General features: G+C 61.6%; 9 protein-coding genes. 2 read left to right on the top strand and 7 right to left on the bottom strand.

Features of this window, described 5'->3' with window-relative positions; all coding sequences use genetic code 11:
- Window positions 1-29: 29 nt before the first annotated feature.
- The 5 genes from ACEN9H_RS29585 to ACEN9H_RS29565 all read right to left on the bottom strand — a co-directional run bounded on the left by ACEN9H_RS29585 (window position 30) and on the right by ACEN9H_RS29565 (window position 4,787).
- Window positions 30-1,298 carry an ArnT family glycosyltransferase gene (locus ACEN9H_RS29585; RefSeq protein ID WP_413673048.1) on the bottom strand — a complete coding sequence of 423 codons (1,269 nt, stop codon included), beginning with the start codon at window positions 1,296-1,298 and terminating at the stop codon, window positions 30-32.
- Between the two features lie 12 nt (window positions 1,299-1,310).
- Window positions 1,311-2,558, bottom strand: coding sequence for a glycosyltransferase family 87 protein (locus ACEN9H_RS29580; RefSeq protein ID WP_413673047.1), 1,248 nt, complete (start codon window positions 2,556-2,558; stop codon window positions 1,311-1,313).
- A gap of 52 nt (window positions 2,559-2,610) precedes the next feature.
- Window positions 2,611-2,976 (bottom strand): hypothetical protein, encoded by a 366-nt coding sequence (locus ACEN9H_RS29575; protein WP_413673046.1) that lies wholly within the window; start codon window positions 2,974-2,976, stop codon window positions 2,611-2,613.
- A 21-nt stretch (window positions 2,977-2,997) separates the two neighbouring features.
- Window positions 2,998-4,488, bottom strand: coding sequence for a UbiA family prenyltransferase (locus ACEN9H_RS29570; protein WP_413673045.1), 1,491 nt, complete (start codon window positions 4,486-4,488; stop codon window positions 2,998-3,000).
- Window positions 4,489-4,664: 176 nt separating this feature from the next.
- Window positions 4,665-4,787 (bottom strand): hypothetical protein, encoded by a 123-nt coding sequence (locus ACEN9H_RS29565; RefSeq protein ID WP_413673044.1) that lies wholly within the window; start codon window positions 4,785-4,787, stop codon window positions 4,665-4,667.
- A gap of 384 nt (window positions 4,788-5,171) precedes the next feature.
- On the opposite strand from ACEN9H_RS29565, the gene ACEN9H_RS29560 reads away from it, so the two are divergent.
- Window positions 5,172-6,740, top strand: a complete 1,569-nt coding sequence (locus ACEN9H_RS29560; RefSeq protein ID WP_413675646.1) for an acyl-CoA ligase (AMP-forming), exosortase A system-associated — start codon at window positions 5,172-5,174, stop codon at window positions 6,738-6,740.
- Window positions 6,737-7,966: a pyridoxal-dependent decarboxylase, exosortase A system-associated gene (locus ACEN9H_RS29555; RefSeq protein ID WP_413673043.1), complete on the top strand. Its 1,230-nt coding sequence runs from the start codon at window positions 6,737-6,739 to the stop codon at window positions 7,964-7,966. Before ACEN9H_RS29560 ends, ACEN9H_RS29555 begins: the two co-directional genes overlap by 4 nt.
- Here the strand turns inward: ACEN9H_RS29555 and ACEN9H_RS29550 are convergent.
- Window positions 7,963-9,300 carry a putative O-glycosylation ligase, exosortase A system-associated gene (locus ACEN9H_RS29550; protein WP_413673042.1) on the bottom strand — a complete coding sequence of 446 codons (1,338 nt, stop codon included), beginning with the start codon at window positions 9,298-9,300 and terminating at the stop codon, window positions 7,963-7,965. The two genes, ACEN9H_RS29555 and ACEN9H_RS29550, sit on opposite strands and share 4 nt — an antisense overlap.
- 9 nt (window positions 9,301-9,309) lie before the next feature.
- Entirely contained in the window at window positions 9,310-11,217 is a 1,908-nt protein-coding gene (locus tag ACEN9H_RS29545; RefSeq protein ID WP_413673041.1) for an XrtA/PEP-CTERM system amidotransferase, read from the bottom strand.
- Window positions 11,218-11,230: the final 13 nt, after the last annotated feature.

The following is an 11,230-nucleotide window of genomic DNA, read 5'->3' as shown; positions in this document are numbered from 1 at the left end:
GGGTTTTAGCGCCGGAAATACATCCGTGTTCATGAGACGTGGGCGCGCTGTCGGGCGAATCGCGCCACGGCAACCGCCGCTTGCTCGAGCATCACCGCGGCCAGCACGCACACCACCGGCATGATGGGCTCGCGATAGCGGAAAATCACATAGAACAGCATGTGCACGGCGCTATACAACGCTACCGCAGTCCACAGGACTGCCAGCGAAGGCCGACTACGTACATATGGCAAGGTTGCTACCGCTGCACAAACAAGGACGGCGTATTCGATCAGCCAAACCAAACGAACTAATTTCTCTGCTCCCACAGGGGCATCGCGTCCGTTATGAATAGGCGGCATCCAGAAGAGTCCGAGCTTTTTAACCGAGAGCGCGAAAAACTCGCCTGGGTGGGACTTGATCCACGCCAGGGCTTCATGTTTGAGTGTTTCCGAGGCCTGGACCTCGCCTACTTCCTCCCGCAAAGCATGCCAGGTCGGTCCGCGGGGGGTTTTGGCGATGGACACGAACATGCCGTCAGCGGCTGGGTTATTCCCAAGATATAAATTGAATCCGCCGTTCGTATTCAACACTGGAGCACCCAGCAACGTGGCGTTTCTTACCAGCCAGGGTGACGCGACCAAGATGGCGACCACGAGCATGATCGGAACGCTCAGGATGCGGATACGGAGCGCGCACTTCGACACCAGGAGCGCGACGCCTACTGCTCCCGCCAGTGACAGCGCTGCATTGCCGGTCAGTGCCAGCAATCCGAACAGACCGCCGCACAGTACGGCAATACGAAGTTGAAACGTCCGCATCATCCGTAATGCGCACCACAAGATCCCCAGCATTAACGGGATCATGAAATTTTCTTTTGCAAGATAAACACCATACACGCCGCACGGCAGGTAAAGTGCCCAAAGAGCGGCGCTGAGCAGGCGCGCGTTTCGATTTGCTCCCGCTTCGCGAGCAACCATGTATACCAAGGCAATGGAAACCGTACCGCAAACCAGGTTAGCGAGACGCAGTCCCAAAAGGCTGTGCTCGGACAAAAAAAGTACTGGCGCGAGGACGAAGAAGGAATAGCCCATGTTGAAGAACGCGTAACCACCCGCGTTCATCGTTTTTCCGGCAACAAGATCTTCGGCCATTTTCAAATATGCCAGCTCATCGCTCTCCGGCGCGTGCGGATACACCAGGATGGCCGCGAGCCTCAGCAAGATACCGGCGACGATAATGGCGGACAACCAGCGCCATTCCTGGGAACTGGAATGTTTTTGGTTTGGAGTTGAAGCTTCACGGTTCAATGTTTTCATTGGAAAATGAATTTAAGACGTTGTGTAATTGGCGTGGCGCATATCGCGCCAGCTGATGAAGATTAACATGACTGATATCAGCAGGATCACGATGGTCGAAAAAAGATAGCGAGAATAAATAATCTGGTACACCAGATCCGGGATATGGGAACTGAGTGGAAATACTCGATAAGCCGGGACGAGCAGGATCAGGTATGTCACGCCGATAAGGATAAGCGTCAGCCTTGACTGAATTTCGCGCCCCATCAGCCATGCGGAACAAGCCAGAGGGAGCACGTATACATAGGTATGCCCCCACCCTAACGGCGCAACGACGGCAAGTATCGAAAAAATCATGGCGAGGAGCGGAATTGTGAAGCCTTTGATGAGTCTGGTTGCGATCGATATGCCTGTCGCAACTGCAACGGCGCCAGCAGTAATCAGTAACCGAATCGAAGCTGGTACCGCAAAGACCTGAAATGAACTAATACTTGTGCTAAGAGGCAAGTTGAGTCGGGCATAGAATGCTGCCAGGGACTGGTTGTATATGTTGACGATCGTATTCCCCGAAAATTTCGGTAGCAGATCGAGGAAATAGACCCGGTAAAGCCAAAAAGGCAGGGCTGGTGCCAGGGCAAGCGGCACAATGATCAGGCCGAAAGCAAATCCGGCCAGAATGCGGAGGGCATCCCGGCGAGAAAGTGCATAGGCAAGCAAAACGATCGGGTAGATTTTGATCCAGAACCCGGCAGCGAGAACCAGTCCACCCAATACAGGGCGTCCGCGCATGATTAAAACAATGTGCGCGACGCATAGAAGCAGGACCAGTATATCCACCTGCCCGGAAGCAACCGCGGCAAAGAATGGACCGGAAACACCCGACAGCAACACCAGGTTAATTTTTCCTGATTTCGAGACGGTGACGGCTTTATCGTTCGCCTCGCTGAGATTGATCCAGACTGCCATGGTTGCAAATCCGGACAGATACAGGAGTATCACGAAAACTCTGTAACTCCAGTCCAGGGGCAACAGGGAAAACGGTACGAACAATATCACCGCAGGCGGCGGATACAGGAAGCCTTGAAGCGTCCTTACAGAATTGGACTGGTAAAGCTCATTGACGTTGCTGCCGAATCGAAGCGCCGCGTTGTAAAAAATGCGGTAATCGGACCCAATGCGACCGGAAATGCTGTGTAATTCAAGGGCCAGCAAAAGAAGGCCAAGCGCGAAGCAGATGTATGTCCAGAAATAACATGTATTGAAGCTCATGTTGGGGGCCATGATTCAATGTCTCAATTCCTGATTTGGGCGCAAGAGAATTTGAGGCGGTAACTCAGCTTCGGCTCACCACAAAAACGCCAGTACAGATCAGCAGCGCGCCGAATACGCGCGGGACGCTGACTTGTTCCCCAAGAAAGACGCCGATGATCAGCGAGAGCGCGAACCCAAGTCCAACGAGGGGATACGCTTTGCTGACTTCCCAGCTGGAGAGAACCGCCAGCCACACGACCGCACCGACGCCATACAAAAGGAACCCCAACAGGACGAATTTATTGGTCGAGATGGCAATGGCGGACTGGGCATAGTCGGTAGTCGATAAGGCTGCACGAACAGCTGCGCTCGACATCCCGGCCTTCAGCGAAAACTGCGCCATTACCGACAAGGCTATGCTGCCAATGGCGATCAGAAGGATATTCATGACAATTCCGACATCGTTCTATTAATCCGGCAAAATCTCGACAAAATGTCCGAACACCATTGCGCCGACGCAGATCGCGATGGTCAGACAACTGCCGCGGTTCTTGAGCGCGTAGACGATGGGATCGTCATGCATTTCGCCGCGCGCCGTCTTTATCCACAGGCGTGTCAGCCAGTAAATCAGACCCAGCGCGACAATCCACAACACTTCCGGCGTGGCGTAGCGTTCCCGCGTTACCGACGCCGAAACGAACAGGCAGAAAATGACGACGGACGACATTGCTGCGGCAACGCCCAGCGGCCACAGTACGACGAGATCGGTGGTCCGGTAATCGCGCCCCTTGGCAGCTTCGATGTCCGCTGAGCGAAGCGAAACGAGTTCCGAACAGCGCTTGACCAACGCCAGGCTGAAAAATATGAATACGGAAAAGGCGAGTAGCCATGGGCTCATCGGGGCCCCGATGGCCAACGCACCGGCAACGATGCGTACGGTATATAAAACGGCCAATGTCAGGACATCGAGCAAAACGTACTCTTTCAGGCGCCATGTATAGGCCGTCGTAATGACCACATACGTCAGCAGGACGAGCGAAAAGCTTGGCGATACGAATGCCGAGAGCAAGAATGCGCCGCTCATCAGCGCAATGGCGGCTCCAATGCCGTCGACGATTTTGATCGCGCAGGAGGCAAACGGGCGTGCGCGCTTGCGAACGTGAGCGCGGTCGCTGCTCAGGTCCGAAAGATCGTTGACGATGTAGGTTGCGGACGCAGCGAACGAAAACGACAGAAACGCCAACAGAACCGTCAGCACGGCCGCAGTGCTTGAAAACGAAAATGCGGTCAACAGCGGCACGAAGATGAGCAGATTTTTCAGCCATTGATGCACGCGCAAAGCCTTGGCCCACGTTTTCAGTAGCGATTTCGCCGTGCGGAATTCCCGTTCCGTCGGAACGGATTGTCTGACTGCGCGCGACACGCTGTCGCCGACGTCGACCAGTATGGCGGCACGGGCGCTACGCCAGATCGGCAAATCGACCTTGCTATCGCCGGCGTACACAAAGGCGTGACCCACCTGTTCGCGTATCGCCGCCAGTTTACGCTCGCCCTTGAGATTGCAATTGGCGTCCGAAGCGATCACCAGATCGAACAGCCCGATATGGGCAGCGACCGCGTTGGCAATCGATTGATGGGCTGCCGTGGCCAGCACAAGCCGGCGCCCATCGGCCTTTTGCTCGGTAAGAAAGCGCAGAAGGTCTTCACGATATGGCAGACTTCGCGCAGAAAAAGTGGTCGCACCAGCGACTTTTGCCTTGAAATAGGCTATTCCTCGCAACAACCAGAAGGGCAGCAGGAAGAGGTTCAGCGGAGCCTGTTTGATCAGCTGAAGGACACTCTCGACAAGTGTGTCCGTCGGCGTCAACGTGCCGTCCAGATCGACCACCAACGGTGCAGCCTGTGCAATCATTGCATTGGTGTCGGGTGTAGCGAGCTCGGAGTTTTTTTGCATTTTCATATGCAGTTCGTCTTGAGTTATCGACGTCAAAGTTTTTCGAAATTTTCCACACAACCGATTGCGTGATGATGACTTGCTGATTCAGCGATATTCAGTTCGTGTTTGGAATCGCAGGGTCTTAGGCCCTGCTTGTCTACTGCACTGCGGACGAAGACAGCAGACATCGCCGATTTTTTTTACGGTACGTCGATCAATCCGGTCAGCCCGTGCAGGCAAAGTGATCGGATTCCCGGTACCAACCAGGCGCAGAACACCTCGCCGGAACGTAGCAGGCGTTTTTCGACGGTCAGGAAGTTCATCAGGACAGGAAACGCTGCGACGTGGGCATATCGGTCCGAGCTCGTTCTTTGCAGTCTGTCAATGACGAATATAAATATGCTAACAGCAGAGAAAATGTAAGTCTAGTCCTATAGGATAATGGCGCATATTCCTAACAACATACCAGCGCGTGCCGTAGACAAGGCGCGCAGGATGAGGCTCTGCAACAACACACCTGGGTCTGCAGGGCGGTGCCGGTGCGGGTTCAAACGACGATCGGACACTAGACTGCACGGCTGTTCCCGCTGACGCTGCCTCACCGTGACGCGCCGGTTCATGCGAGCGCTTCCTCTACGGTTCGATGGGTCGAACTGGTAAGATTGGCGTTTGCCCGATCACGCCTGCTGGCAGACCCTATGGCATTGATGAACCATTTGATCCACGACTCCCTGTTCGAGACCGCGGCGCGCGCACCCGCCGCCGAAGCGCTCGCGTACGGCGACAGGCGCTGCAGCTATGCGCAGTTGGCCGACGACGTGCGCGCCGTCGCCGCGCTGCTGCTGGACGCACGCCTGGAAGCGGGCGCGCGCGTGGCCGTGTACATGGAAAAGCGCATCGAGAACGTGGCTGCCATGTTCGGCGCCGCAGCCGCCGGCTGCGTCTTCGTACCCGTCAATCCGCTGCTCAAGCCCGAGCAGGTTGCGTACATCCTCGCCGACTGCAACGTGCGCCTGCTGGCCACGACGGCCGAACGCCTCGCGCAGCTGGCGCCCGTGCTGGAACGCTGCCCGGACCTGCGTGCCGTGCTGCTGGCCGACGGCGACGCCGCGTCCGTACCCGCCGCCGTGCCGGTGCTGGCGTGGCCCGAACCGCAAACCGGCGACCCGGCGCCGCACCGTCGTATCGACACCGACGTCGCCGCGATCCTGTACACGTCGGGGAGCACGGGCCAGCCGAAGGGCGTCGTGCTGTCGCACCGGAACATGGTCGCGGGCGCGCAGAGCGTGGCCAGCTACCTGGACCTGCGCAGCGACGACCGCCTGCTCGCCGTGCTGCCGCTCAGTTTCGACTACGGCCTGTCGCAACTGACGACGGCCTTCCTGCGCGGCGCCTGTGTCGTGCTGATGAACTACCTGTTCCCGAAGGACATCGTGACGATGGTCGCGCGCGAACGCATCACGGGCCTCGCCGCCGTGCCGCCGCTGTGGATCGCGCTGGCGCGCCTCGCATGGCCCGCCGCTTGCACGCTGCGCTTCATCACGAATTCCGGCGGCGCCATGCCGGTGCCGACGGTGCAGGCGTTGCGAGAGATCCTGCCGGACACGCGGATCTTCCTGATGTACGGCCTGACGGAAGCGTTCCGCTCCACGTACCTGCCGCCGGAGGAAGTCGCGCGCCGTCCCGATTCGATCGGCCGCGCGATCCCGAACGCCGAGATCCTCGTCGTGCGCCCGGACGGCACGCCGTGCGATGCCGACGAGCCGGGTGAACTCGTGCACCGCGGCGCGCTCGTCGCGCTGGGCTACTGGAACGACCCGGCGCGCACGGCGCAGCGGTTCCGTCCCGCACCCGGCCAGGATCCGGGCCTGCCCGTGCCGGAACTCGCGGTGTGGTCGGGCGACACGGTGCGCCGCGACGCCGACGGTTACCTGTATTTCATCGGCCGCAGCGACGACATGATCAAGGTGTCCGGCTACCGCATCAGCCCCACCGAGATCGAATCCGTGCTGCACGCGACCGGCCTCGTCGCCGAGGTGGCGGCCTTCGGCATCGAGCATCCGCAACTGGGCCAGGCGATCGCCGTGGTCGCCGTGCCGGTGGAGGAGGGGGCCATCGACGGCGCCGCCCTGCTGGCCGAATGCAAGCGCCGCCTGCCGGCCTATATGGTCCCGGCCCGCATCGACCTGCGCGCCGGTCCGCTGCCGCGCAACCCGAACGGCAAGATCGACCGCAATTTGCTGCGCCAAACCCTGCACACGAACGAAGCACAATGAACAAACCGCGCCACGCACCGCAGATCCACTTTCCCGTCGTCGACGACGTCCTGCAGGTCGGCGGCATCCCGCTGAACCGGCTCGCGCAGCGCGTGGGCCGCACGCCCTTCTTCGCCTACGACCGCGCCCTGTGCACGCAGCGCGTGCGCGACCTGCGCGCCCAGCTGCCGCAAGGCGTCCTGCTGCACTACTCGATCAAGGCCAATCCGATGCCGGCGCTCGTGCAGCACATGGCGGGCCTCGTCGACGGTCTCGACGTCGCGTCAGGCGGCGAGCTGAAAACGGCGCTGGATGCCGGCATGGCGCCGGCGCGCATCAGCTTCGCGGGTCCGGCCAAGCAGGAGGACGAGCTGGCGCAAGCCGTCGCGGCCGGCGTCTGCGTGAACGTGGAATCGGAGCGCGAACTGATCGCCCTCGCGCGCATCGGCGACGCGTTCGGCATCGCGCCGCGCATCGCCCTGCGCGTGAATCCGGACTTCGAACTGAAATCCTCCGGCATGAAGATGGGCGGCGGCGCCAAGCCGTTCGGCATCGACGCCGAAGAGGTGCCGCGCGTGCTGCGCCTGGCGGGGACGCTGAACGTCGACTTCCAGGGCTTTCACATCTTCGCCGGTTCGCAGAGCCTGCGTGCCGACGCCATCATCGACGCGCAGGCGCGCAGCATCGCGCTCGCGCTGCGCCTGGCCGAGGCGGCGCCCGTGCCTGTGCGCCAGGTGAACATCGGCGGCGGTTTCGGCATCCCGTATTTTCCGGGCGAGGAAAGACTCGATGTGGCGCCGATCGCCGCGCGGCTGGCGCCCGAGGTGGAGAGCCTGACGGCGGCGCTGCCGCAGGCGCGGCTGGCGCTCGAACTGGGACGCTACCTCGTCGGCGAATGCGGCGTGTACGTGGCACGCGTCGTCGACCGCAAGGTCTCGCGCGGCGAAGTCTTCCTCGTGACGGACGGCGGCATGCACCACCACCTGGCCGCATCCGGCAACCTGGGGCAGGTCATCCGCAAGAATTATCCGGTCGCCGTGGGCAACCGCATGGCGGCCGTGGACAGCGGCCCGGCCAGCGTGACGGGGCCGCTGTGCACCCCGCTCGACATCCTGGCCGACCGCATGGAGCTGGCGCATGCGCAGGTCGGCGACCTGGTCGTCGTGTTCCAGTCCGGCGCCTACGGCCCCACGGCCAGTCCGGGCGCCTTCCTGGGACACCCGGCGCCGCTGGAAGTGCTGGTCTAGCGCTTGCGGGGCGTCGCCACTGGCGCCGCCTGCTTCCAGGCGTCCGTCCGTGCCTTGCGGCGCGACAGGAAGGGCAGGCGCAGCGGCGGCGTGTTGTCCGGCTGCGGTGCGATGAACAACACCTTCTCGAGGCACACGAGGATCGCCAGGACATAGTACGGCAAGTCGTAATAGGCCATCGCCAGGAACGCACCCGCCGTCATGTAGCCGATGATGCTGACCTGGCACATGCGGGCCGTCGTCGCGGCCCAGGCGAGCTCCGGATCCTTGCCGCACTTCTTCACGATGCGCGAACCGGTGCGCCACGCGAAGAAGAACATCAGCAGGTACAGGATCAGGCCGAAGTAGCCGTGCTCCCCCAGTACCTGGAAGTAGATACTGTGGGCGACAAAGAACACAGTGGGATCGGGTGCGTACAGCTGGAAGATCTGCGGCGTGAACGTCGCGAAGCCGCCGCCGAGCGGCAGGTGGTTGGCGACGTTGATCGCGAAGCCCCAGGAGTTGATGCGGCCCAGCGCCGAGGGATCTTCCTTGTAGTTGTCGATGGAATGCATCCGGTCCATCCAGGCGGACGGCATCGCGACGAGGAGCAGCGGAATCGCCAGCGCGAACAGCATGCCGGTCTTGACCTTCGAACTCGATTTCAGCCACAGGAACAAGGCCATGCACGTGCCGCCCAGCAGGGCGCCGCGCGAATAGGAGCCGATGACCGATACGCCGGTGAGCAGTGCCACGACGATGGCCGCGCGCTTCGTCCATTTGGTGGGCGCGAACGATGATACGGCCATGATCAGCGGGACGCTCATCACCATGGCCAGTGCCAGGGTGTTGTTGTCGCCGATATAGGTGCCTTGCGGGCCGATCACACCGTTATGGCCGCCTGTCATGATGGTCCAGAGACCGCCCTTGAAGCCCCAGAATCCCAGCGACGCGGCGACGGTCAGCACCAGGGCCTTCACGTCGTTGACGGTGCGCGTGACCGCGATCGTCAGGACGACGATCAGCATCGTCTTCATGACGGTGCTCCACTGCTCCCAGGCGCCGGCCTGGTTGAGCGCGAACACCGCCGTCAGCGTGACCCAGAAGATCACGATCATCAGCTGGACGACGACCGGCGTGAACGGGAGCTTTTTCTGTTCTTTCGAAAACAGGGCGGACAGCAGTGTGACCGCCGCCATGATCATCGCGAACGGGAAGAAACTGGCGAAGCCAAAGGTCAGCCTGTGCGGATTCATCAGGCTGAAGACTGCATACACCAGCACGCCCACGATGGGGCGCTTGAGCGCGAACGGGATGCTGGCCAGCATCGCCATGAGAAGGATGATGTCACGCATGTTGCGTCCTCATGCTCCGGCGCTGACCCGCAGGAACGCGTCGAACATCATCAGCGACCACAACGCCACGCTGTGATCGGCCGTGCCGGCGTGGTGCTCGGCCACCAGCTTTTCCAGGTAGCGCCGGTTGAAGATGCCGGTATCGACCAGGCGCGCGCCCAGCACTGCCTCGCGCACGGCGTCGCGCAGCGGGCCGCGCAGCCAGGCCGCCAGCGGGATCGAGAAGCCCTTCTTGGCGCGGTACATGATGTCGTGCGGCAGGTGTGGTTCCAGCGATTTTTTCAGGATGTACTTGCCCTCGCCGCCGCGCAGTTTCAGGCTCGGGGGCAGCGTCGCCGCGTATTCGCAGAATTCGTGGTCGAGCAGCGGCACGCGCACTTCCAGCGAGTGGGCCATGCTGGCGCGGTCGACCTTCGTCAGGATGTCGCCCGGCAGCCAGGTCTTGAAGTCGAGGTACTGGATCAGCGACAGCGGATCGTCGGTCGGCGCCTCCTTGGCATGCGCGCGCATCACGTCGATCGCGCGGTAGCCTTGCAGGTCGCTCCGGAACGTATCCGAGAACAGCAGGTCGCGCTGGCGGTCCGGCAGGCGCGACACACCGTGGAAGTAGCCCTCCACCAGGTCGCGCGCAATGGACTCGAACGTCGTCTTGGCGCGGAACACGCGTGGTGCCCAATCGGCCTTCGGGTACAAACTACCCAGGGTGCCGAACAGCGGCTTCCTGATCGCTTCCGGCACCTTCGAGCGCACGCTGTGCTCGGCCATCGCGAAGCGGTAGCGGCGGTAGCCGGCGAAGTTCTCGTCGCCGCCGTCGCCCGACAGCGCCACCGTCACGTGGCGGCGCGCCAGCTGGCACACGCGGTAGGTCGGGATCGCGGAACTGTCGGCGAACGGCTCGTCGTACAAATGCGCCAGCGTGTCGATCAGGCCGTAGTCGTTCTTGTCGACGATCTGCGCGTGGTGGTGCGTGCGGTAGCGCTGCGCCACCTGCATCGCGTACTGGGTCTCGTCGAATTCCGGATCGTCGAAGCCGATCGAGCATGTCGTCACGCCCTCGCTGACCGTGCCGTCACGCTCGCCCGCCATCATCGCGACGACGGCGCTGGAATCGACGCCGCCGGACAGGAAGGCGCCCAGCGGCACCTCCGCTTCCATCTGGCTCTTCACCGCTTCGCGCACGCGCTCGATCAGCTCCGCCTCGACGTCCGCTTCCGGCCGCGCCGGCGCGACGTTGAACGACAGGTCCCACCAGCGCTTCGGCTGCACGGCACGGTCGCCGACCTTCAGCAGGATCGAGTGGCCGGGGCTGAGTTTATAGGCGTTGTGGAAGATCGTGTTCGGCTCCGGCACGTAGCCGTAGGCGAAGTAATCCTCGACGGCGCATGGGTTCAGCTTGCGCGACAGTTCGGGGAAGGTCATGATCGACTTCAGTTCCGAGCCGAACACGAACAGGCCGCTGGGCAGCAGCGAATAGAACATCGGCTTCACGCCCACGTGGTCGCGCGCGAGGAACAGCGTCTGCTTCCTGCGGTCCCATACGCCGAACGCGAACATGCCGCGCAGCCGGCGCACGCAGTCCTCGCCCCACGCGATCCAGGCGTTCATGACGACTTCCGTGTCCGACTTCGTGCGGAACACGTGGCCCAGCGCGACCAGTTCGTCGCGGAGCAGCCGGTAGTTGTAGATTTCGCCGTTGAACACGAGGGCCACGTCGCGCGCGGCGTTCAGGAACGGCTGCTGGCCCGTGGCCACGTCGATCACGGACAGGCGACGGTGGCCCATGCCCAGGGCTTTTTCCAGATACAGCTCGCCTTCGTCGGGACCGCGATGGTGCTGGCTTTCGTTCATGCGCCGCAGCGCTTCGCGGTCGATCTCCCGGTTGCCCTGGGTGTCAAAGATTCCGACTATTCCGCACATGATGTTGGCTTTC

The organism is Massilia cellulosiltytica, from assembly GCF_047325105.1.
Taxonomy (GTDB): domain Bacteria; phylum Pseudomonadota; class Gammaproteobacteria; order Burkholderiales; family Burkholderiaceae_D; genus Telluria; species Telluria orientalis.
Note: the sequence above shows the minus strand (reverse complement) of the source record. Positions and strands in the feature narration are given on the sequence as shown.